Below are 22,440 nucleotides of genomic sequence, written 5' to 3'. Positions count from 1 at the left end.
GCAGCAGGGACTGTCAGCTACCGCTTGGACAGGGCGCCGGCCACCAGGAACGCCATCTCCAGCGACTGCATGTGGTTCAGGCGCGGGTCGCATACGGACTCGTAGCGGTCCAGGAATGCGTCCTGGTCGATCGGGTCTGCGCCGCCCAAGCACTCAGCGACGTCATCGCCCGTCATTTCAACGTGCAGACCACCGGGGACGGTGCCGAGCGAGTGGTGCACCTCGAAGAAGCCACGGACTTCATCGATGACGTCGTCGAAGTTGCGGGTCTTGTAGCCGTTGGGTGAGGTCACCGTGTTGCCGTGCATCGGATCGGTCACCCACAGCACCTGGGCACCGGATGCCGTGACACGCTCGACGACGGCCGGCAGCTTTTCGCGGATGTTCCTCGCGCCCATGCGGGTGATGAACGTCAGGCGGCCGGGTTCGCGGTTCGGGTCCAGCTTGTCGATGAGGCGCAGGGCGTCGTCACCGCTGGTGGTCGGCCCGAGCTTGACGCCAATGGGGTTCCGGACACGCGACAGGAAGTCCACGTGCGCGTGGTCAAGTTCCCTGGTCCGCTCCCCGATCCAGAGGAAGTGGGCGGAGGTGTCATAAGGGAGGCCGGTACGGGAGTCGATGCGGGTGAGGGCGCGCTCATAGTCCAGCAGCAATGCTTCATGGCTGGCGAAGAATTCAACACGCTTCAGTGCCTCGAAGTCTGCCCCGCAGGAATCCATGAACATAATGGCGCGGTCGATGTCACGGGCCAGCGACTCGTAGCGTGCATGGGCAGGGTTTTCAGTGAATCCCTTGTTCCACTGGTGCACCAGGCGCAGATCAGCAAAGCCGCCCTGGGTGAAAGCACGGATCAGGTTCAGGGTGGAAGCCGAGGTGTGGTAGGCCTTCAACATGCGACCGGCATCGTGTGCGCGGGACTCAGGTGTGAACTCGTAGCCGTTGACGATGTCCCCGCGGTAAGCGGGCAAAGTCACGCCGTCGCGGGTCTCGTCATTGGACGAACGCGGCTTGGCGAACTGGCCGGCCATCCGTCCCATCTTGATCACGGGCATTGCTGCGCCGTAGGTCAGCACCACGGCCATCTGCAGGATGGTTTTGACGCGTGCGCTGATCTTGTCGGCCGTGGCAGCCTCGAACGTTTCTGCGCAGTCTCCGCCCTGGAGCAGAAACGCCTTGCCCTGGGCTGCGGCAGCCAGACGTTCCCGAAGAACATCCACTTCTCCGGCAAAGACCAATGGCGGAACAACGGAGAGTTCGTTGACCGAGGCCTTGAAGACATCGGCATCCGACCACGTTGGCTGCTGCGAAATCGGCAGGTCACGCCAGGCATCCAGCCCGGGATAGTTTGCCGCTCCGCTCTGGGCGGTGCTGGCGAGGGGATCTACTGTGGAAGGTGCGGTGTTCGCGGTTAGCTCAGTCACCCTTCAAGAGTAGTAGCCTCCGGCGGGGTTGAGGCACTGCAGGCGTAACTGATGCCGCCGTCTGCGTCACAGTTTCCTTGGTGGTTCCTGGCCTTCGGGATTGGGGTCGTCCCTGTCTTCGGCGATGTCCGCGACGGCGTCTTCGGTCCCTTCGAGCTTGTGGAGGGGCTCCGGCCCCTTTCCGGCCAGCCGTGCCTTGACGACGGCGGCATACTCGTCCACATATTCCTGGCCGGAGAGGCGCATCAGTTCGTACATGATTTCGTCGGTGACCGCCCTCTGGACCAGGCGGTCGTCCTCCATGCCGTAATAGCGGCTGAAGTCCAAGGGTTGCCCAAAGATGATGCCAATGCGGCGAATGCTTGGAAGCCTCTTGCCGATGGGTTGGACCTTCTCCGTGCCGATCATGGCTACCGGAACCACCGGAACACGGGTCTGCAGGGCAAGCCGGGCAACGCCCACCTTGCCGCGGTAGAGCCGGGCATCGGGGCTTCGCGTGCCTTCGGGGTAGATACCCAGGAGGCCGCCCGACGTGAGGACGTCTTTGCCTGCCTGCAGCGACATCTCGGACGCGGCGCCTCCGGACCGGTCCATGGGGAGCTGGTTGCTCAGCCTGAAGAACAATGCCGTCAGGCGTCCTTTAAGCCCTTTGCCGGTGAAGTACTCCGACTTCGCCAGGAAGATCACCGGGCGATGCACCATCAGGGGAAGGAAGATGGAGTCCGAAAAGGAAAGGTGGTTGGAGGCCAGGATTGCTGCGCCGTTCTCAGGGACATTGTCCAGGCCTTTGACCCAGGGGCGGAACAGGAGTTTGAGGATCGGACCCAGAAAGATCCTCTTCATGACCCAATAGAACACGTTTGTCCTCTCACGGCCGTTGGCAGGCATGCGTCCGGCAACCCGGCCGGCATTCAATTGCAACCCTACTCCAGTGTGAAATGTCCGGAACAATGACACGATGGAACGCATGACGGAACGCAAACCACCAGCCGCGGCCGCTTTCCACTACGCCGGACATGGGCCGAACGCCTCCACCGGCGTAGCGATCTGCCACGGATTTACCGGCAGCCCGTTGAGCATGCTGCCATGGGCTGAATATCTGGCCGCGCAAGGCTTCGCTGTCACGGTCCCCCTGCTTCCAGGACACGGGACAAGTTGGCATGACCTGGCCACAACCCGCTGGCAGGACTGGTACCGGGCCTTTGAAAAGAGCTACATGGACCTCGCTGCCACAACGGAAACGTGTTTCGTGGCGGGGCTGTCCATGGGTGGGGCTGTAGCCCTCCGTCTGGCGTCCCTCCACGATGTTCCGGGCGTCGTGCTGGTCAATCCGGGTTTGAGCTTCTATGACCGCCGCGTGAAGTACGTGGGCGCGTTGAAATACGTCATGCGCACCACGGATCCCATCGTGGAGGATTCCCCGGCACCTGAGCTCATCGAAGACAGTGACTACTCCAAGACACCCTTGAAGTCCGTGCACGAGCTCAAGAAGCTGTTCCGGTCCGCGACCCGGGGATTGACCCAGGTGAAGGCGCCGGCATTGGTCTTCAAATCGTCGGTGGATGGGGTCATTCCGCCCAGCTCGGTGGATACGATCCGCAGGCACATCGACTCGGCGCGCCTGAAAGTTGTGACCCTCCCGCACAGCGGGCACGTGGCCACCCTGGACGTTGACGCCCCCACCATTTTTGAAGAATCAGCAGCATTTTTCCGCCGGCACGCCAATCACAGAGTAGCCTCGGAGTCATCATGAAGATGACCCCGGATTTCTCACCGTTCCTCAGCAGCTGGAGCGGAACTGGACCGCGCGTCGGCGTGGTCATGTCCCACGGCTTCACCGGGAGCCCGCACAGCGTGCGGCCCTGGGCTGAGCATTTGGCCGCTGCCGGCTATGCCGTCCGCCTGCCGTTGCTGCCGGGCCACGGCACTACCTGGCAGGATATGGCGAAGCGATCCTGGCAGGAATGGCACAGGGCAGTGGATGATGCCTACCTTGAACTGGCTGCGGAGTGCGACTACGTCTTCGCCGCGGGCTTGTCCATGGGCGGCACCCTGGCATTGCGAATAGCAGCCACGCGGCCCGTCGCGGGGACTGTGGTGGTCAATCCCGGCCTCGTCCTGGACGATCCACGTGCCGTGATCGTCGCCGCACTCAAGTACGTGGTGAAGACGACGCCGGCCATCGCCAACGACATCCTCAAACCGGACCAGGACGAAGGTGCGTATGCACGCACCCCTGTTGCCGCGGCCCATCAGTTGAAGAAGATGTACAAGGACACGGCCGCGATCCTGCCACGCATCAGCGCCCCGGTGCGCGTCTACCGGTCAACAGTGGACAACGTCATATCGAACGCCAGCCTGGAATTTCTCCGCTCCCGCGTGAACGCTCCGGTTGACATCAGCTATCTTCACAACAGCCACCACGTGGCCACCCTCGATAACGACGCACCGGAAATCTTCTCCGGTACGGTCGATTTCATTCAACAGACACTTGCCGCCTTGGCCGGACAGGGGCCATCTCCCGATAAGGACGCAGCCCATGAACAGGCCTGATCCCAACTCCGCCGACCAAAGCGCCAATAAAGACGACGACGCGGTCTGGCAGGACCTCGTGGCCCGGCTTGAGGCAACCAGGTCCACGCCTGATGAACAAGAACCGGAGCCCACCGCCGGCCCCGGCGAGGCTCCGGCGGGTCCAGCCAGGTCTTTCCGGGATTTCGATCCCCTCGGCCTTTCCACCCCCGCTGCAGTGCCGGCCGCTGATCCCATGGCCGGAGAGGGTCAGGGGCGTGCGCCGGGACCGCGTGACTTTGAGGTGGACGACGACGACGAGTCGTTCGTCCCGGAAGAACCGCCGAGCCTGGCAGGTACCGAACCGCTGACCATGCTGGCCTGGGTAGGCGCTGTGGGCGGACCCATCGCGCTGCTCTTCACTGCCATGTTCTGGCGATCAGCGCCGCTGGCAGCCATCCTCGGAATCGTCGCCGCGTTTGTGGTCTCGGTGGTTTTCCTCATCATGAGGCTTCCGCAGGAGAAGAACGAGGACGACGACGGCGCCCGCATCTAGGTGCCGACGCTCCAGGTCCCGCTGACGCTTAGCTGTGCGTCCGGCCGCTGACCCGTGAGAGGTCGGCAGCGCCAATCATGCCGGCACGTGGGCCCAGGGCGGCAAGTTCAATCCTGGCCATGGGCCGGAAGCCACGCCCTGTGAGGTTCTTGGCAAAAGAGTCACGGGCAGGACCAGCCAAAAGGTCTCCGGCGTCGCAGAGTCCACCACCGATGACAAACATTCCCGGGTCCAGGGCAGCTGCAAGGTTGGCCAGGCCCAGGCCAAGCCAGTCGCCCTGGTCCGCCAGCAACTCCCGGGACGTAGCGTCCCCGGCCAGGGCGAGGGCGGTGACGACCGCCCCCGTGATGTTGTCGGCGGTACCTCCGGCGCGATCCAGCAAGGCCCGGCCTTCGGGCGAATTTGTCCTCACCAGCTGGCGGGCTTCACGTCCCAGCGCGTTGCCCGAAGCGTATTGTTCCCAGCACCCTCGGTTCCCGCATTCGCATCGGTGGCCGCCGGGAAAAATGATCTGGTGACCGAATTCGCCGGCGACACCGTAGCGGCCCCGTTCCACCCGGCCGTCCATCACCATGGCACCGCCAATGCCAGTACCAAGGGTGATGCACACAAGCCGGCTCTCTCCTTGACCGGCCCCGAAGCGCCATTCCGCCCATGCTGCGGCATCGGCGTCGTTGGTGAGCAGGACCGGGCGCCTGAGCAGTTTCTGCAGGCTGGCCCTGAGCGGTTCGTTACGCCAGGCGAGGTGCGGGCTGAAAAGCACCGTGCCGCCGTCGAGGTCCATCCAACCGGCTGCGCCTATCCCCACGGAGGCCACCCTGTGCCCAGCACTGAGTTCGTCCACGAGTTCCACAATGGTCTGTTCAACTGCCCGTGGATCGGCGCCCGGGGTGGACCGGCGCGCCTCGGCGAGGACCCTGCCGTCGGCGTCCACCACACCGGCGGCAACTTTGGTGCCCCCGATATCGATTCCGATGGCCAGTCCCCTGCGGCCCAAGTGGCTTCGCCGAGCGGCCCAGGGGACGTCCTTCCAGGCAGCGGCCGGGGGCCTGGAGTTTACGCGGGTGCTGGACCGAAATGCGGGCATCCCATCATCCTATTCCGCCATCGGGCACGCCCCCGCATCGCCGGGTCCAGAAGTCCCCGAGTTGCTTGAAATGGGGCCTGATCCGTAAAGTTACTCGCCAGTAGGTGAAATAGAACACACCTCCGCGAGCGGGCATACTAGAGTGGAAGAAGCCCCTCGTGGCCCGTGGATATCAAAGGAGCTACCGTGCGTGAAATCAGTGTTCCTCCCCTCGTGAACATCTCCCCTGAAACCAACATCACGGACCTCGTGCTTCGGGAGGCGGGAAAGGCGTCCAATCCCCCGCTGTTCTCCAAGCTGGATGCCAGCGGGCAGTGGGCGGACATCCGCGCCACCGACTTCCTCGCTGACGTCCGGGCTCTGGCCAAGGGCCTCATCGCCAGCGGCGTAGGACAGGGTGACCGTGTAGGCATCATGTCCCGGACACGCTACGAGTGGTCGCTGGTGGACTTCGCGATCTGGTTCGCCGGGGCCGTCTCCGTCCCGATCTACGAAACGTCGTCGCCGTCGCAGGTGGCATGGAACCTTGGTGACTCAGGCGCAGTAGCCGCCTTCGGCGAGTCAGCCCACCATGAGGACATCATCCGCCAGGCCGTCGTCGCGGAGGACATCACGTCCGTTGCCAACGTCTGGCAACTCGAAGGCGCCGGCCTCGATGCCCTGCGCACTGCGGGAGCGGGAGTTCCCGACGACGAACTCGAGTCGCGGCGGTCCGCGGCAGGCCTGCGGGACATCGCCACCATCATCTACACCTCCGGAACCACGGGCAGGCCGAAGGGCTGCGAACTGACCCACGGAAACTTCGTGGAACTTTCCGAGAATGCCCGCGCCTCGTTGCCGGAAATCATCAACGAATCCGGCAAGACCATCATGTTCCTGCCATTGGCCCACGTTTTTGCCCGCTTTATCTCTGTGCTGGCCGTGGCCGGCGGCGTCAAGGTTGCCCACACCCCGGACATCAAGAATCTGCTGGGCGACCTCCAGAGCTTCCAGCCGACGTTCATCCTCGCCGTGCCCCGCGTGTTCGAGAAGGTATACAACTCGGCGCTCACGAAGGCCGAAGACGGTGGCAAGGGCGCCATCTTCCACCGGGCGGTAGACACCGCGATCGCCTATTCCAAGGCGCGCCAGGACGGGAACCTTGGCCTGGGGCTGAAGATCAAGCATGCCGTGTTCGACAAGCTGGTCTACGGAAAGCTCCGGGCGGCGATGGGTGGCCACGTGGCCCACGCGGTATCCGGTGGCGGGCCGCTCGGCGAACGCCTGGGCCATTTCTTCCAGGGCATCGGCCTGCAGATCCTCGAAGGGTACGGGCTGACCGAGACTACGGCTCCGATCTCCGTCAACACTCCATCCATGATCCGGATCGGCTCGGTGGGCGCTCCCCTTCCGGGGAACGCAGTGAAGATCGCGGACGACGGCGAGATTCTCGCCAAGGGCGTCTGCGTGATGCGCGGCTACTACAAACGACCTGACCTCACGGAAGAGACCTTCACAGCCGACGGATGGTTCCGAACCGGCGACATCGGAGAGCTGGACAGCAACGGCTTCCTGAAGATCACTGGCCGCAAGAAGGAGATCATCGTCACCGCAGGCGGCAAGAACGTGGTCCCTGCGCTGTTGGAGGACCAGATCCGCGCAGACGCCTTGGTGTCCCAGGTCCTGGTGGTTGGTGACAACCGTCCTTTCATCGGCGCGCTGGTGACCCTGGACGAGGAAGCCCTGCCCGGCTGGCTCGAACGCCACGGACTTCCGGCCGGCACGACTTTGGCCGAGGCCACCGAAAACGCCGTGGTCAAGGCTGCGGTGCAGGAGCTGATCAGCAAGGCGAACCAGTCCGTCTCCCAGGCAGAGGCCATCAAGGCCTTCCGTGTGGTTCCGGCTGACTTCACCGAGGCCTCCGGTCACCTGACACCGTCGTTGAAGGTCAAGCGCGCGCAGGTCATGAAGGACTTTGACGCCGTGATCGAGGAAATGTACTCGGCTCCCCGCGCCTCCTAGACCGCCTTCCGGCCAAACAGCCGGACAGCACACAGCAAAAAGCAAAAAAGTACCCCGCCCGGATGACTCCGGGCGGGGTACTTTTTCGTGGCCGCTAGCTAGCTGATGACCAGCAGCAGATCGCCACCCTGCACCTGCTCCACCGCTGAGATGGCCAGGCGCGAAACCGTGCCGGCCACCGGCGTCGTAATGGATGCCTCCATCTTCATCGCCTCAATGGTGGCCACAGTGTCACCGGCCTTCACGGCATCGCCGGCCTTGACCGTAACGGTCACGGCACCGGCGAACGGTGCTGCAACCTGTCCGGGCTGGGCTGGGTCGGCCTTTTCTGCAGCCTTGACGTTGCTGACCACGGAGCGGTCGCGGACGACCACGGGCCGGGACTGGCCGTTGAGCGTGCACATGACCGTGCGCATGCCCTTCTCGTCGGCTTCGGAAACGGCTTCGAGCTGCGCAATGAGGCGGACGCCCTTTTCCAGTTCGATGACGTGCTCGGAGCCCTGCTGGAAACCGTAGAGGTAGTCACGGGTGTCGAGAACGGAAAGGTTGCCGTAGGTGTCCACGCTCTTCAGGTAGTCCTTGGTGGGACCAGCGAACAGCAGGCGGTTCAGCGTGTGCTGGCGCGTCTTGGAGTCGCCCTTGAGGGCTGCGCTGTCTTCCGGGCTGATATCGACGTCGCGGACCTTCACGCTGCGGCCCTGGAGGGCCTTGGTGCGGAAGGGTTCGGGCCAGCCACCGGGAGGATCACCAAGTTCACCGGACAGGAAGCCGATGACGGAATCCGGAATGTCGTAGTTCTGCGGGTTCTCGTTGAAGTCCGCCGGGTCTGCGTTCAGTCCCACCAGGTGCAGGGCGAGATCGCCCACGACCTTGGAGGACGGTGTCACCTTGACGAGGCGGCCGAGGATACGGTCTGCCGCGGTGTACATGTCCTCGATCGCTTCGAACCGCTCCCCCAGTCCCAGGGCAATGGCCTGCTGGCGCAGATTGGACAGCTGGCCGCCCGGGATCTCGTGCTGGTAGACACGGCCGGTCGGGCCCGGGAGGCCGGATTCGAAGGGTGCGTAAACGCGTCGCACAGCTTCCCAGTACGGTTCCATGGCGCCGACGTTGGCCAGGCTGAGGCCGGTGTCACGGGGAGTGTTGGCCAAAGCGGCAACCAACGCGGAGGCAGCAGGCTGGCTGGTGGTACCGGCCAGGGAAGCCGCGGCGACATCCACCGCATCCACGCCGGCGTCGACAGCTGCCAGCAGGGTGGCCAGCTGGCCGCCGGCGGTGTCGTGCGTGTGCAGGTGCACGGGCAGGTCGAAGCGCTCACGGAGTGCGGTAACGAGCTTGGCCGCGGCGGCCGGGCGAAGGAGCCCGGCCATGTCCTTGATGGCGAGGATGTGCGCACCGGCGTCGACGATCTTCTGGGCCAGGTCCAGGTAGTAGTCCAGCGTGTACAGGTCCTCGTTGGGATCCAGGAGGTTGCCGGTGTAACACATGGCCACTTCCGCTACAGCTGTTCCCGTGGCCCGGACCGCCCGGATGGCCGGAGCCATCTGGTTGACGTCATTGAGGGCGTCGAAGATCCTGAAGATATCGATGCCCGTAGCGGCGGCTTCCTCGACGAAAGCTTCCGTCACTTCTTCCGGGTAGGGCGTGTACCCGACGGTGTTTCGTCCGCGAAGCAGCATCTGGAGGCAGGTGTTCGGAAGGGCCTGGCGCAGTGCGGCCAAGCGGTCCCAGGGATCCTCGCCCAGGAACCGTAGGGCGACGTCGTACGTCGCGCCACCCCATGCCTCCACTGAAAGCAGCTCAGGCATCAAAGCTGTCACGGCCGGACCGGCCGCGACCAGATCGCGGGTGCGGACCCGTGTGGCAAGGAGCGACTGGTGGGCGTCACGGAACGTGGTGTCCGTGACCGCCACAGCGTTCTGCTCGCGCAGAGCCTTGGCGAAGCCCTCCGGACCGAGCTCGATCAGCTTCTGCCGCGAACCCGACATCGGAACAGGACCGTCGACGGCGGGCAGCTTGCTTGCGGGATCGCTGTGGACCTTGAGTTCGCCGTTCGGCTTGTTGACAGTCACCTCAGCCAACCAGGTGAGCAGCTTGGTGCCACGGTCGGCGGAGATGTGCGACTTCAACAGTTCAGGACGCTTGTCGATGAAATCCGTCGCCACATTGCCGGCGTTGAAGTCCGGATCGGCCAGGACGGCCTGCAGGAACGGGATGTTGGTGGACACGCCACGGATACGGAACTCGGCGAGTCCGCGCCGGGCGCGGGCAACAGCAGCCGGGTAGTCGCGGCCGCGGCAGGTCAGCTTCACCAGCATGGAGTCAAAGTGGGGGCTGATTTCGGCACCCGAGTAGACCGTGCCGCCGTCGAGCCTTACACCGGCGCCACCGGCTGAACGGTAGCCGGTGATCTTTCCGACGTCAGGCCGGAAGCCGTTGGCGGGGTCTTCAGTGGTGATACGGCACTGCAGGGCAGCGCCCTTGATGGAGACGGTTTCCTGGCTCAATCCCAGATCCGCCAGGGTCTCCCCCGACGCAATGCGCATCTGCGCCTGCACGAGGTCGACGTCGGTGATTTCCTCCGTGACGGTGTGCTCCACCTGGATGCGGGGGTTCATTTCGATGAAGACGTGCTGTCCCGCACGCTCGCCTTCGGTGTCCACCAGGAACTCGACCGTTCCGGCGTTGACGTAGTTCAGTGCTTTGGCGAACGCCACGGCATCGCGGTACAGCGCCTGGCGGATGTTCTCATCCAGGTTCGGTGCCGGGGCGATTTCAACGACCTTCTGGTGGCGGCGCTGCAGGGAACAGTCACGCTCGAAGAGGTGCATGACGTTGCCCTCGGCGTCAGCCAGGATCTGTACTTCGATGTGGCGCGGGCGCAGTACGGCCTGCTCAAGGAACATCGTGGGATCACCAAAGGCCGCGTCGGCCTCGCGCATGGCAGACTGCAGTGCTTCGGGGAGGGCCTCGCGCGTCTCAACGCGACGCATGCCGCGACCGCCACCTCCGGCAACAGCCTTGGCGAAGATGGGGAATCCGATCTCGTCGGCTGCCGCAATAAGTTCGTCAAGATCCTTGGAAGGCTTGCTCGACTTCAGGACGGGCACACCGGCCTTGCGGGCGGCTTCCAGGGCTGCGACCTTGTTGCCGGCCAGTTCCAGGACCTCGGCGGGCGGGCCCACGAAGGTGATGCCCGCAGCTTTGGCCGCTCGCGCGAGATCCGGGTTCTCCGAAAGGAAGCCATAGCCGGGGTAGATGGCGTCTGCCCCGGCTTCCTTGGCGACGCGGACAACCTCCTCGACGTCCAGGTAGGCGCGGACGGGGTGACCCACCTCGCCGATCAGGTAAGCTTCGTCGGCTTTCTGACGGTGGATCGAGTTACGGTCCTCGTGCGGAAAGACGGCTACGGTCTTGGCGCCCAGTTCATAACCAGCGCGAAACGCCCTGATCGCGATTTCGCCGCGATTGGCCACCAGAATTTTCGAAAACATACTTCTCCTGCATCATTGCGGGTGGATCGGTCGGTGGTCACAGTGTGTAGTGCCGCCAGCATCAAACACAAATCTTTGTGGCAACCATCACAAAGGAATCGTCATGTGGGCTGTATATGCGTGCGCGCGATCCAACGGCATGCTATTGCCAACTGCGATCTCCCTTGGCCGGGCGCGTAGAAAGCGGGATTCGATGCCGAAGCACCATATGATGTTGAGGGGGCTTCGGCAAGCCCCGGCTCCGGTGATTCCGGAGGCGAATGAGCGCGATACGGCAACCGGCGTTAGGTTTTGGGTTTTCAAGTGCAAGTAGTCAGCATCAGCAGCCTCAAAGGTGGAGTGGGAAAGACGTCCGTGACCACCGGTCTGGCGTCCGCGGCCCTCGCTGCCGGCATATCCACCCTGGTGGTGGATCTCGATCCCCATGCCGACGCCACGACGGCACTTGGTGTCCAGCCCGGCGGCCAGCAGGACATCGGTCGGATGCTGAAAAGCCCTCGGCGTGCCAGGCTCCAGGACAACGTCGCCGGCAGCAGCTGGGTCTCCAACGGCTCCAGCAACGGCACCCTGGACGTCGCAGTAGGCTCAGCGTTCACTGGAATCTACGACCGCCCCGACCTCGGCCGCCGCGACCTCCGCAGGCTGTCCACGGTTCTGGCCGGCACCACCAACTACGAGTTGGTACTGGTCGACTGCCCGCCGTCCCTGAATGGATTGACCCGCATGGCCTGGAGCGCCAGTGACCGCGTGGTGCTCGTGGCCGAGCCCGGGCTGTTTTCCGTAGCGGGCACCGAACGAACCATGAGGGCCATTCAGCTGTTCCGCCAGGAATTCGCCCCCAATCTGGCCCCGGCAGGTATCGTGGCCAACCGCGTGCGCAGCGGATCCGCCGAGCACACCTTCCGCTTGGCCGAAATGGAGTCCATGTTCGGAGAGCTGCTGTTGACTCCGCACATTCCGGAACAAGCCAATTGGCAGCAGATCCAGGGTGCGGCGCATTCCGTCCACCACTGGCCGGGAGATTCTGCGAAGAATGCCGCAAAACTTTTCGATGCCCTGCTAGAGAGTCTTCTTGAGGGGCAGGGTTCCACCAGGGAACGCCGCCAACGCTGACGGGCACGGGGCTCCGTCAGTGGCCCCGGTCTGCACAACAAGAAAGCCTCTTCCCTGTGGGAAGAGGCTTTCTTCATGTCCTTTGTCGGTTGCCTAGCCTATGCGGCGGGCAACGCGGCGCTTGCTCAGTTCGTCGTCGGGAAAGGATTGCTCGACGGCGTGCTCGCTCGGCAGCGCGGCCAAGCTGCCCTCAACTTCCCGCCATACGCGGCCAACGGCTATGCCGAAGACTCCTTGGCCACCCTGCACCAGGTCGATGACCTCATCTGCGGAGGTACATTCGTAAACACTGGCACCATCGCTCATGAGGGTGATCTGCGCGAGGTCCTCCACACCACGTTCGCGGAGGTGTTCCACCGCGGTCCTGATCTGCTGGAGTGATACGCCGGTGTCAAGAAGTCGCTTGACCACTTTGAGAACCAGGATGTCGCGGAATCCGTAGAGCCGCTGTGATCCGGAGCCGGCAGCTCCACGGACAGCAGGTTCAACGAGTCCTGTGCGTGCCCAGTAGTCCAGTTGGCGGTAGGTGATGCCTGCCGCCTTGCATGCGGTGGGGCCGCGGTATCCCGCGTCCTCGTCCAGCACGGGAAGATCCTCGGTGAAGAGCAGACCTTGGGCGCCGGATGCGGGCGCAGCAATGCCGGCAGAGGACTGCTTCAGCTCGCCTGCTTCGCCTTTCGGACTCACGTGACCTCCTTGTTCTCAGCTCCCTTGGGGACGGTGCATACCCCTGACACAACAACAAAATGCAGCAGTGTAATTCCCACAAGTCGGCACCTTCCAGTGTGACTTGCGCGGGCAGTGTATGCAACGGGAACTTGATACTTCGACGTTAGGCCCGTGAAGCGCCGAGGTCAAAGACCTTGGGCCCAAAATCCAGTCGTGTCGAAACTTTCACCCTCAACTTTAGGTTGAGGGTGTTTCAACCTTCGAAATCTTCAGGTTCCACATCGTCGAGGAACTCGCGGAACCGGCGCATTTCTCGTTCTTCGTCCACCGTGGGATCCGGCTCCGAATCCTCGCCTTCATCGTGCTCGGTGATCCGGACACCCGCTTCTTCCATGACGGCGTCAGCGCACCAGATGCGGCACTTGGCCCGCAAAGCCAGGGCGAGGGCGTCCGAGGCGCGGGAACTGACCACCGTGCCGTCGTCGAACTGCAGCTGGCCATAGAAGATGTTGTCCTCGACCGCCACGATGTTCACGCTGATGATTGTGTGACCCAGCGATTCCACGACATCGATCAGGAGATCATGCGTCATGGGCCGGGGCGGGACCACGCCCTGCTGGGCGAGGGCGATGGCACTGGCTTCCGGCGTGCCGATCCAGATTGGCACATGCCGTTCACCGTTGAGTTCGCGAAGGAGCACCAATGGCTGGTTGGACGGCAATTCGATCCGCACACCGACAATTTCGACTTCGATCATCAGCTGTCCATCCGGGAGATTCGGTCGTGGACGAGGGCCCGGTGGAGGGTGAGGCACAGCTCGCTGATCTCGCGTGCCGCTTCTGCGGCCCTTGCCTGGGATGCTGCGTCGCGCCGTGAGGTCAACGGCGCGACGGCCCTTTCAACCAAGCCGAACTCCCGCTCGGCTGCAGCCTGGAAGGGACGAAGGTGCCGGGGCTCAAGGCCGTGGCCCTCCAATTGAACGCAAGCCCTGGCCACCTGGAGGGCATGTTCGTCGAACTTGCCACCGACATGGGAGATCAAGCCAAAGCTCAGGAGCGATTCCAGCAGCGGCACGCTGGCGCCGGACTCGGCACGCAATTGCTCCTCCGTGAGGGCCCGGGCTCGTCCTTGCATCTCCGCCGCCATTTCCGGCGAGACAACCCTCGGGGAGACAGTGACCCCCGGAGGAAGATTCTCCGGCCGTTCACCGCGGTCGATGGCGTCGAGGTAGTCCTTGATGACCTTGAGCGGCAGGTACTGGTCACGCTGCAGGGCCAGGACGAAGCGCAGGCGCTCCACGTCGCTGTCCGAATACTGCCTGTATCCGGCAGGAGTCCTCTTCGGATTGATGAGGCCTTTTTCCTCCAGGAAGCGGATCTTGGACGCAGTCATTCCAGGGAAGTCATCGCTCAATTGGGCGAGGACTTCCCCGATGTTCAGGACCTGCGGCCCGCGACGGTCCGGCTGGGCAATAGCCACAGGCAGGTTCCCCGTCAGACTTGGCCTGCTGAGCGGACAGGGCTGATGTAGTAGGTCAACCGGAACTTACCGATCTGGACCTCGTTGCCGCTCTTGAGCTGCACGCGGTCAACGCGGTCGTGGTTGACATACGTACCGTTGAGGCTGCCCATGTCCACGAGCTCGAATCCCGACGCAGTGCGGATGAACTGCACGTGCTTGCGGGACACCGTGACATCGTCAAGGAAAATGTCCGCGTCAGGGTGCCGGCCGGCAGTTGTGGTGTCCGCGTCCAGCAGGAACCGGGCTCCGGCGTTGGGTCCGCTGTGCGCAATGAGCAAGGCCGAATTCGGCGGAAGAGCATCCACGGATGCACGCTCTTCAGGAGCCAACTTGGGGGCAATGCTCGGCTCGTCCCACGTTGGCGTGATGCTGATTGAGGTGGTCTCCGACGTCGGCTGTTCCTCCGCGCCGTTCCCGACATTGGCTTGATTCTGTTCGCCGCCAACCATGGAATTTCCTCCTCATCCGCTGACAGTTCCAAACCCTGCCAGCAACTTCCGCATCCCGGTACCGCCGGGCAAATCGGTTCCTGGCCCGCCCTTCCATTTCCCCTGTAATGGGAAAACAGCCTGGCGGGCCAGATAACTTTAGCCTACCTGTTGTTCGTACTCCGATGCACTGAGCAGGGAATCCACTGCGTCAGGTTCTGCGAGCTTTACTTCAATGAGCCAACCTTCGCCGTAAGGGTCGGAGTTAATCAGTGCGGGATCCGTATCCAACGCGTCATTGCGATTGGTGACCTCGCCGGAAACCGGAGCATAGATGTCGCTGACGCTCTTGGTGGATTCGACTTCCCCAACAACTTCATTGCCGGTGATTTTTGTCCCCGGCTCCGGCATCTGGGCGTAGACCACGTCGCCCAGCGCGTCCTGGGCGAAGTCGGTAATGCCAATGCGCACAACGCCGTCGGCATCCGGAGCGGTGACCCACTCGTGTTCTGCAGTGTAGGAAAGTTCTTCAGGAATATTGCTCACGGGTGGCCTTTCATCGGGACAATGACGAACCTCGGCGACGGCCTGCGCAGCTGGCCGCCGCTGAAAGTATAGGCACAATTCCCCTGCGCCTGATGGGGTCTCTGCCATGATTGACCCATGACTGAACAAGCACAAGTACCAGCCGGGAAAAAGAGCAACCTGGGCGCCAAAATAATCCTGGTCCTTGTGTTTTTGCTGGTTGCTGTGGCCGCCTGGTTCATTCTTGGGGCAATTCTTCCCAGATGGTGGTCCGATGTCATCGCAGGACAAATCAGGCGTGACCTTGGTGCCAGCGTGCTGGTCGGCATGTTCTACGGCTTCGTATTTACCTTCATTCCTTTGCTGGTCGCCTGGCAGGCCACCAGGAAAGCCGTAAGCTGGCCCTGGAAAACAGCCATCGTCCTGCTGGCAGTTGCCATCGCAACTCCCAATCTGCTCACTGCCGGAATCGTCTTTGGCTCCACGGAATCAGCCCACGCCGGCCAGAGGACCCTCAGCGTGGATGCAGGCTTCTTCACCACCTGGACAGCCATCTCCGCCGTTGCCGCGGTAGTTGTCTTTATTGCGGTGACGGTCATGTGGTCGATCTGGCGGCGCCGGGGCAAACAGATGAAGGCCCTGAAGCAGGCGGAGAACGAACGCATCAAGGCTGCCGGGAACCGGAACGCCGAACCGGAACCGCAGAACCCCACGCCCACCCCATAAGAGCCGAAAATGCCCGCCACGGACTTTCCGTGGCGGGCATTTTCCTGCCTGCGTCAGACGTGACGCTCCAGGCGTCGGGCTCCAGACCACATGACTTAGGCGACGATGGCCCCATCAGGTTCGCGTTCGACGTCGGGAGTTGCCGTCGGTGCGGCCCCTCCCCCGCGCTTGGCGGCCGCAGCGGCAGCAATCATGACCAGCAGGGCAGCAACCGTGATCCCTGCGCCCGCCCAGATGGGCGAGGTGTAGCCGAGACCGGCAGTGATGGTGACGCCGCCCAGCCATGCGCCCAGCGCGTTGCCCAGGTTGAAGGCACCAATGTTCGCACCCGATGCCAGCGTTGGTGCCGTGGAGGCGAAGTGCATCACGCGCATCTGGAGGCCTGGAACGGTTGCGAATCCGAATCCGCCCATCAGGGCCAGGGACACCAGGGTTGCAATGCTGCTGGCAGCCGTCAGGGCGAAGAAGACCAGAACCACCACAAGTCCGGCGAGGATCACGATGAGTGACTTGTCCAAGGCCTTATCGGCAGCCTTGCCGCCGAGGAAGTTGCCGACGAACAGTCCTCCACCGAACAGCACCAGCAGCCATGGGACGGCGCCCGGCTCAAATCCGGAGACCTCGGTGAGGGTGAAGGCAATGTAGGTGAAGGCGCCGAACATGCCGCCGAAGCCGAGGATGGTCACGATGATCGACAGCCACACCTGGCCGGATGCGAAGGCGCCCAGTTCGCTGCGTAGGCCCTTTGTGGGTTCCGTGCCGGCCTTGGGGACCATGAAGGCGACGCCGAGCAGCGCCACTACGCCGATCACGGTGATAGCCCAGAACGTTGAACGCCAGCCGAAGTTCTGGCCAAGCAAGGTCCCGAAGGGAACACCCAGGACGTTGGCCGCCGTCAGGCCGGTGAACATGATCGCGATGGCGCCGGCCTTCTTGTGCGCCGGCACGAGGCTTGCGGCCACCACTGAGCCGATACCGAAGAAGGCCCCGTGGCACAGTGCGGCCACGATACGTCCGAGCAGCATGGCCGAGTAGGTGTCGGCGATCGCGGAGAGGAAATTGCCTGCGATAAAGAGCACGAGCAGGCCCATGAGTACAGGTTTGCGGGGCAGCCGGGTCACAGCGGCAGTCACCAGCAGGGCACCGACAGTGACGCTGAGGGCGTAACCGGAGATGAACCAACCGGCCGAAGCCTCGCTGACGTCGAAGTCGGCGGCAACCTCGGGCAAGAGGCCCATGATCACGAATTCGGTCAGTCCGATGCCGAATCCGCCGAGGGCAAGGGCAATCAACCCTGCGGGCATGTGGAACTCCTTAGATGGCCGGTTCCCCTGGGAAGTGGAAGTGCGTCGCCGGGAACCGTAGAATAATAGTTGCAGACGCTCTATATATAGTTGCATACGCTAGGTACTTGCGCAAGCAACTACTTTCGAACGTCCGCGATCGACTCAACATCAAGGCAGGAGCACAGCAGACATGGGCATCAAGGATGACGCCGTAGAAGTACGGGCACAGGGCTGGCGGACCCTTGCCGCCCTGCACGGAAGCATCGAAGCGGAGCTGGAACGGGCGCTCCAGGCCTCGAACGAGCTCTCTGTCGTGGAGTACACGGTGCTGGATGCGCTGAGCCGCCAGGACGGCTGGCACATGCGGATGCAGCAGCTGGCCCGCGCCACCGCACTCTCAAGCAGCGCCACAACGCGCCTGGTCAACCGCCTGGAAGACCGGGGGCTGCTCACCCGCATCCTCTGCGCCGACGACCGGCGAGGGATCTACACGGAGCTGACGGGCGCCGGCCAGAAGCTCCTCGAATCAGCCAAGCCCGTTCATGACGAGACTCTGGCTGCAGCCTTGGACGCCGCGGAGGCCGTGCCGGAGCTTGAGCCGCTCGTAAGGGCGCTCGGAGCGTTGCAAAAGGCATAGGCCGGATCCCGGGCTCGTAGGCGCAATTCCGCCCTGAATGACGGGCGTGGCGAACGAGCCCGGGAAGTCTTGCGCCTTAGCGACCCGACTTAACGACCAAAGGCCGGAATCACGCGTTTCCACGTGATTCCGGCCTTTTTGGTCGGGCTGACAGGATTTGAACCTGCGACCCCTTGACCCCCAGTCAAGTGCGCTACCAAGCTGCGCTACAGCCCGCTGGTTCCACCGTTCTCCGCCTAAGTTTTCCTCCGAAGAGTCCCACCTAAGCAGTCCGGCCGAACCACCTCCAAAAGCTTACACGAAGTTGGAGGTCGGAGACGCCATCACAGCCAAAGTGGGCTGTGATGCGCGTCTCACTTAGCGCTTCTTGCCGCGCTTTTCGCGTACGCGCATGTTGACCTCGATGGGCGTGCCCTCGAAGCCGAACGTTTCGCGCAGGCGGCGGGTGATGAAGCGACGGTATCCCGGGTCCAGGAAGCCAGTGGTGAAGAGCACGAACTTCGGCGGACGGCTGGAAGCCTGGGTACCGAAGAGAATGCGGGGCTGCTTTCCACCACGGACCGGGTGCGGGTGGGCTGCGACGAGTTCACCCAGGAACGCGTTGAGGCGTCCGGTGGGGATACGGCGGTCCCAGCTCTCCAGGGCGATGTCCAAGGCAGGAACCAATCGGTCCTTGTGCCAGCCGGTCTTGGCTGAGATGTTGACGCGGGGAGCCCATTCAACGTGGGCCAGGTCCTGCTCGATCTCACGCTCAAGGTAGCGGCGGCGCTCGTCATCCAACAGGTCCCACTTGTTGAACGCAAGCACCAGGGCGCGGCCGGATTCGATGGCCAGCTGAAGGATGCGGACGTCCTGCTCGCTGAGGACCTCGTCCACGGCAAGAAGCACGACGGCGACCTCCGCCTTTTCGAGCGCGGCCTGCGTACGCAGGGATGCGTAGAAGTCTGCACCCTGGGCCATGTGCTGGCGGCGACGGATACCGGCGGTGTCCACGAATCGCCAGGTGCGGTCACCCAGCTCGATGAACTCGTCAACGGGATCGCGCGTGGTGCCGGCCAGCGGATCCACCACTACGCGCTCGGAACCTGCGAGCTTGTTCAGCAGCGAGGACTTGCCAACGTTCGGGCGTCCGATCAGGGCGATACGTCGCGGGCCGCCGGAGCGCTCCACTCCTTCGACCAGGGAGAACTCGGGAAGGGTGTCCATGACATGGTCAAGGAGGTCGGCAACACCGCGTCCGTGCAGCGCCGAGACGGGGTACGGCTGACCGAAGCCCAGTCCCCACAGTGCTGCGGAATCGGCTTCCTGCGCAAAGTCGTCCACCTTGTTGGCCACCATGATGACCGGCTTCTTGCTCTTGCGGAGCATCTTCATGACGCCCTCATCCGTGGCTGTCGCACCAACGGCGGAGTCCACCACGAAGAGAACGGCGTCAGCGAGCTCCACTGCCATCTCGGCCTGCTCGGCTACGCGGGCATGGATGCCCTTGGCGTCATGCTCCCAGCCACCGGTGTCCACCAGGGTGAAGTTGCGGCCGTTCCAGCGGGCCGAGTACATGACGCGGTCGCGGGTAACGCCGGGGGTATCTTCGACAACTGCTTCGCGGCGGCCCAGGATGCGGTTGACCAACGTGGACTTGCCGACGTTCGGACGGCCGATGATGGCCAGGACGGGGTCCAGCTTGAGGGGACCTTCGTCTCCTTCATCGCCGTACTCGCCACTGAGCAGCGCAGCATCTTCTTCATCGAGTTCGTAATCGTCCAGGCCTGCCCGGAGGGTGGCTGCGCGCAGCTCGGCCTCGTCGTCGTCCAGGGCAGCCAGGTTTTCAGCCACCTGGTCGGTGCCGGTGGGCGTGTATTCGTCGTCGCCGGCTCCGTGGAGGCCGGATTTTTGAGTCGTATCGCTCATTGCACTTTCCTTAGTGGTGGTCTGCCGGCGTCCCGGCTACTTCTGATGGGCGGTGCTGCAGAAGGGCTACCCCGGGCGCAGGCTCCGTAGGCAGGCCCTGGCCCGTGGCCCGGATGGCATCCTGGACGTGTCCGGCAAGGGCTTCACGGATCTCCGCAGCTGCCCTGTCCATTGAAACACGCCCCGGTTCGCCCTTCCGGCGCTTCACCGTGATGGGTTCGCCGAAGCTCACATGGAGCTTGCGGCGTGGTTTGGGGATATGGTCGCGGTGCTCGTCACCCTGGCGGGTTCCGAGGATGGCGACCGGAATTACTGTTGCTCCGGAATTGATGGCGAGCCATGCAACCCCGTTGCTGATGTTTTCGGCGGCGCCGCTCCCCCGGGTTCCTTCAGGAAGAATCCCGACGCAGCGGCCGTCGTCGAGCAGTTGCTTGCCGATGTGCAGCGCCGTGCGGTCGCCGGTCCGGTCCACTGGAATCTGCCCGGAGCCCCTGAGGACCTTGCCCAGGAATCCTTTGAACATCTCTTTCTTGACCAGGATGTGCATGGGACGCGGCGAAGCGCCGAACATCACCGGTCCGTCCAGAAAGCTGATGTGGTTGGCGGCGAAAACCACCGGGCCGGCAGCGGGCACGTTGGTCTTGCCAGATACCTCGGTCCGGTAAAGGACGTGGTCCAGGAACCAACCCACAGGCCGGCTCCAGAGGCGCGTCCACGCTGCCGGGAGTTGATTGCTAGTCGCCATAGATGACCTTGCTGACGATTGCCAGGGCGGTGTCGACGGTTTCCTCGAAGTTGAGGTCGGAAGAATCTAGCGTCACAACGCCGTCGGCAGCCTGGGTGAAGTTCACCACCGTGGAGTCCTTGGCATCGCGCTGGATCACCTGGGCCGCGAGCTGCTCTTTGCTCTGCGTGCCACCCAACTGGATTCCACGACGCCGGAGCCTGGCTTCCTCACTGGCGGTCAGGAGCATACGGACCTCGGCATTGGGGACGACGACAGTGGTTATGTCCCGCCCTTCCACCACCATGCGGTGGTGGTGCTGGTCGATCAGCTCTCGCTGCCGGCGGATCAATTCGGTGCGTGCGCCGAGGGTTGTCGCCACGGCACTGACGGAGGACGAAATCAGGGGTTCCCGGATCTCATCGGTGATGTCGGTGCCGTCAACGGCCACATATTCCTTGGCAGTACTGGTGCTGACTTCCAAGGGCATGGTTTTGGAGGCATGTTCCACAGCGGCGCCGTCCTGCAGGTCCACTCCTGTTTTGAGGCAGTACCAGGTCAAGGCGCGGTACATCGCACCCGTATCCAGGTAAGCCAGCTTCAAGCGGCGGGCCACTTCCTTGCTGACGCTCGATTTTCCGGAACCCGAAGGGCCGTCGATCGCAATCACCAAGGGCTTGCCGGGGCGGGCGACCGTCTCGGGGCCAAAGAATTCACGTGTCATTACTGGAGTACCCGCCATCCACGGTCGGTCAAAGCTTCAACAAGGAGGTCATGCTTGCTGGGAAGCACGGAGAGCTCCACCATGCCCACGTTCTGACCGGACGAATGGTCGAGCCGAAGGTCTTCAAGGTTCACGCCGATTTCACCGATCTCGGTCAGGAGACGTGCGATCTGGCCTGGCTTGTCGTCCACCAGGATGGTGAGCCACGAGTAGGCCTGCGGTGGTCCGCCGTGTTTGCCTGGAATCCTTGCCTGGCCGGCGTTGCCTTCGCTGATCAGTTGGGCGAGGTCGAGCCTGGCGCCCGGCGCGGACGGTGCTTCCAACGTGCCGATCAGCCGGTTCAGGTCCTCCCGCACACCGTGCAGGATGGACACCACCTTGTCTGCGTTGCCTCCCAGGATCTGCACCCAGAGGGTTGGATCACTGGCGGCAATCCGGGTGGTGTCCCGGAGCCCGTTCCCGGCCAAGGAGAGGGCATGCAGTGGCGTACCCTGCAAGCGGCTGGCCAGCAGGGATGACATGATCTGCGGCAGATGCGACACCAAGGCAACGGCTTCATCGTGCTCGTCCGCGGTGAACTGGGAGACAATCGCCCCAAGATCTCCGGCGAGCGAACGCGCTACCTGGACGGCCGCTGCCGAGGTCTCCTCGGAAGGGCAAACGACCCACGGCATGGACGTGAAGAGTTCCCCCCTTGCTGCAACGGGACCGGACTTCTCGCGCCCGGCCATGGGGTGTGTCCCCACGTACCGGGAGAGATCAACTCCGCGTTCGCGCAGCTGCGCCAGGATGGTTGCCTTGACGCTCGCGATGTCGACGACGACGGCGGACGGGTAGTCCCCCAGCGCTTTTTGCACGACGTCGGCCGTCACGTCAGGCGGGGCAGCAACGACTACCAGTTGGGGTACTTCATCCAGCTCAGACAAAGGACGGCCTGCACCGATGTCCACCGCAACCGCCTGGTTGGTGGGCGAAGGATCGAAAAGAAAGACCGGGACCCCGCGTCCGCGCAGCCCGAGGCCAATGCTGGCCCCCAGCAGGCCTGTACCGAGAACGACGACCGGGCCATCAAGATGGCCCCGGCCGTGCGTACCGAATGCCGACATGCC

General features: G+C 63.4%; 21 protein-coding genes and 1 tRNA gene. 7 read left to right on the top strand and 15 right to left on the bottom strand.

The genetic code is table 11. From position 1 onward, the window contains the following. Positions 1–17 precede the first annotated feature (17 nt). Both JMY29_RS08045 and JMY29_RS08040 read right to left on the bottom strand, forming a co-directional pair. The gene (locus JMY29_RS08045; protein WP_039240719.1) at positions 18–1,421 is read right to left on the bottom strand and encodes a class II 3-deoxy-7-phosphoheptulonate synthase; all 1,404 of its coding nucleotides are present in this window, start codon (positions 1,419–1,421) and stop codon (positions 18–20) included. 66 nt (positions 1,422–1,487) lie between these two features. Further along, complete coding sequence (locus JMY29_RS08040) at positions 1,488–2,279, bottom strand: lysophospholipid acyltransferase family protein (RefSeq protein ID WP_026267377.1); 792 nt, start codon at positions 2,277–2,279, stop codon at positions 1,488–1,490. Between the two features lie 109 nt (positions 2,280–2,388). Between JMY29_RS08040 and JMY29_RS08035 the strand changes: the two genes are divergently transcribed. Genes JMY29_RS08035 through JMY29_RS08025 form a run of 3 tightly spaced genes read left to right on the top strand, consistent with a single transcriptional unit; the run spans position 2,389 to position 4,488 of the window. Beyond that, positions 2,389–3,174 carry an alpha/beta hydrolase gene (locus JMY29_RS08035; RefSeq protein WP_189075771.1) on the top strand — a complete coding sequence of 262 codons (786 nt, stop codon included), beginning with the start codon at positions 2,389–2,391 and terminating at the stop codon, positions 3,172–3,174. Beyond that, positions 3,171–3,974, top strand: a complete 804-nt coding sequence (locus tag JMY29_RS08030) for an alpha/beta hydrolase (protein WP_064723224.1) — start codon at positions 3,171–3,173, stop codon at positions 3,972–3,974. Before JMY29_RS08035 ends, JMY29_RS08030 begins: the two co-directional genes overlap by 4 nt. Beyond that, positions 3,961–4,488 (top strand): hypothetical protein, encoded by a 528-nt coding sequence (locus JMY29_RS08025; protein ID WP_079582337.1) that lies wholly within the window; start codon positions 3,961–3,963, stop codon positions 4,486–4,488. The genes JMY29_RS08030 and JMY29_RS08025 overlap by 14 nt, the downstream gene beginning before the upstream one ends. Positions 4,489–4,516: 28 nt before the next feature. Here the strand turns inward: JMY29_RS08025 and JMY29_RS08020 are convergent, their stop codons facing one another. Continuing rightward, a complete protein-coding gene (locus tag JMY29_RS08020; RefSeq protein WP_018779271.1) occupies positions 4,517–5,575 on the bottom strand; it encodes an ROK family protein in 1,059 nt (352 codons plus the stop codon). Between the two features lie 186 nt (positions 5,576–5,761). Between JMY29_RS08020 and JMY29_RS08015 the strand changes: the two genes are divergently transcribed. Continuing rightward, positions 5,762–7,576: an AMP-dependent synthetase/ligase gene (locus JMY29_RS08015; protein WP_018779270.1), complete on the top strand. Its 1,815-nt coding sequence runs from the start codon at positions 5,762–5,764 to the stop codon at positions 7,574–7,576. 98 nt (positions 7,577–7,674) lie between these two features. Here the strand turns inward: JMY29_RS08015 and JMY29_RS08010 are convergent, their stop codons facing one another. Beyond that, positions 7,675–11,070: a pyruvate carboxylase gene (locus JMY29_RS08010; protein WP_189075747.1), complete on the bottom strand. Its 3,396-nt coding sequence runs from the start codon at positions 11,068–11,070 to the stop codon at positions 7,675–7,677. Between the two features lie 303 nt (positions 11,071–11,373). Between JMY29_RS08010 and JMY29_RS08005 the strand changes: the two genes are divergently transcribed. Beyond that, on the top strand, positions 11,374–12,183 hold the full coding sequence (locus JMY29_RS08005; protein WP_018779267.1) for a ParA family protein: 810 nt from the start codon (positions 11,374–11,376) through the stop codon (positions 12,181–12,183). A 93-nt stretch (positions 12,184–12,276) separates the two neighbouring features. Here JMY29_RS08005 and JMY29_RS08000 read toward each other — a convergent pair whose 3' ends face one another. The 5 genes from JMY29_RS08000 to gcvH form a co-directional block, all read right to left on the bottom strand. Then, positions 12,277–12,870 carry a MerR family transcriptional regulator gene (locus JMY29_RS08000; RefSeq protein WP_018779266.1) on the bottom strand — a complete coding sequence of 198 codons (594 nt, stop codon included), beginning with the start codon at positions 12,868–12,870 and terminating at the stop codon, positions 12,277–12,279. 235 nt (positions 12,871–13,105) lie between these two features. Beyond that, positions 13,106–13,609, bottom strand: a complete 504-nt coding sequence (locus tag JMY29_RS07995; RefSeq protein ID WP_018779265.1) for a bifunctional nuclease family protein — start codon at positions 13,607–13,609, stop codon at positions 13,106–13,108. Further along, positions 13,609–14,325 carry a transcriptional regulator FtsR gene (gene ftsR, locus JMY29_RS07990; RefSeq protein ID WP_026267375.1) on the bottom strand — a complete coding sequence of 239 codons (717 nt, stop codon included), beginning with the start codon at positions 14,323–14,325 and terminating at the stop codon, positions 13,609–13,611. Before ftsR ends, JMY29_RS07995 begins: the two co-directional genes overlap by 1 nt. A gap of 20 nt (positions 14,326–14,345) precedes the next feature. Continuing rightward, positions 14,346–14,822, bottom strand: coding sequence for an FHA domain-containing protein (locus tag JMY29_RS07985; protein WP_018779263.1), 477 nt, complete (start codon positions 14,820–14,822; stop codon positions 14,346–14,348). 138 nt (positions 14,823–14,960) lie between these two features. After that, positions 14,961–15,347: a glycine cleavage system protein GcvH gene (gcvH, locus tag JMY29_RS07980; RefSeq protein WP_018779262.1), complete on the bottom strand. Its 387-nt coding sequence runs from the start codon at positions 15,345–15,347 to the stop codon at positions 14,961–14,963. Between the two features lie 117 nt (positions 15,348–15,464). On the opposite strand from gcvH, the gene JMY29_RS07975 reads away from it, so the two are divergent. After that, positions 15,465–16,052 (top strand): hypothetical protein, encoded by a 588-nt coding sequence (locus tag JMY29_RS07975; protein ID WP_189075748.1) that lies wholly within the window; start codon positions 15,465–15,467, stop codon positions 16,050–16,052. A gap of 95 nt (positions 16,053–16,147) precedes the next feature. On the opposite strand, the gene JMY29_RS07970 is transcribed toward JMY29_RS07975, so the two are convergent. Continuing rightward, a complete protein-coding gene (locus tag JMY29_RS07970; protein WP_018779260.1) occupies positions 16,148–17,356 on the bottom strand; it encodes an MFS transporter in 1,209 nt (402 codons plus the stop codon). A gap of 172 nt (positions 17,357–17,528) precedes the next feature. Here JMY29_RS07970 and JMY29_RS07965 point away from each other — a divergent pair, with 172 nt between their 5' ends. Beyond that, positions 17,529–17,975, top strand: coding sequence for a MarR family winged helix-turn-helix transcriptional regulator (locus JMY29_RS07965; protein WP_018779259.1), 447 nt, complete (start codon positions 17,529–17,531; stop codon positions 17,973–17,975). A 139-nt stretch (positions 17,976–18,114) separates the two neighbouring features. Here JMY29_RS07965 and JMY29_RS07960 read toward each other — a convergent pair. The 5 genes from JMY29_RS07960 to JMY29_RS07940 form a co-directional block, all read right to left on the bottom strand. Beyond that, positions 18,115–18,191, bottom strand: a tRNA-Pro gene (locus JMY29_RS07960). Between the two features lie 141 nt (positions 18,192–18,332). After that, a complete protein-coding gene (gene der / locus JMY29_RS07955; protein WP_018779258.1) occupies positions 18,333–19,883 on the bottom strand; it encodes a ribosome biogenesis GTPase Der in 1,551 nt (516 codons plus the stop codon). A gap of 10 nt (positions 19,884–19,893) precedes the next feature. Continuing rightward, positions 19,894–20,628, bottom strand: a complete 735-nt coding sequence (locus tag JMY29_RS07950) for a lysophospholipid acyltransferase family protein (RefSeq protein ID WP_051088533.1) — start codon at positions 20,626–20,628, stop codon at positions 19,894–19,896. Beyond that, complete coding sequence (gene cmk / locus JMY29_RS07945) at positions 20,618–21,331, bottom strand: (d)CMP kinase (protein WP_039240700.1); 714 nt, start codon at positions 21,329–21,331, stop codon at positions 20,618–20,620. Before cmk ends, JMY29_RS07950 begins: the two co-directional genes overlap by 11 nt. Beyond that, complete coding sequence (locus tag JMY29_RS07940; RefSeq protein ID WP_039240699.1) at positions 21,331–22,437, bottom strand: prephenate dehydrogenase; 1,107 nt, start codon at positions 22,435–22,437, stop codon at positions 21,331–21,333. Before JMY29_RS07940 ends, cmk begins: the two co-directional genes overlap by 1 nt. Positions 22,438–22,440 lie beyond the last annotated feature (3 nt).

The organism is Paenarthrobacter nicotinovorans (assembly GCF_021919345.1).
In the GTDB taxonomy this organism is placed as follows: domain Bacteria; phylum Actinomycetota; class Actinomycetes; order Actinomycetales; family Micrococcaceae; genus Arthrobacter; species Arthrobacter nicotinovorans.
The sequence above is the reverse complement of the archived record's forward strand: the minus strand, read 5'-3'. Positions and strand labels throughout refer to the sequence as shown.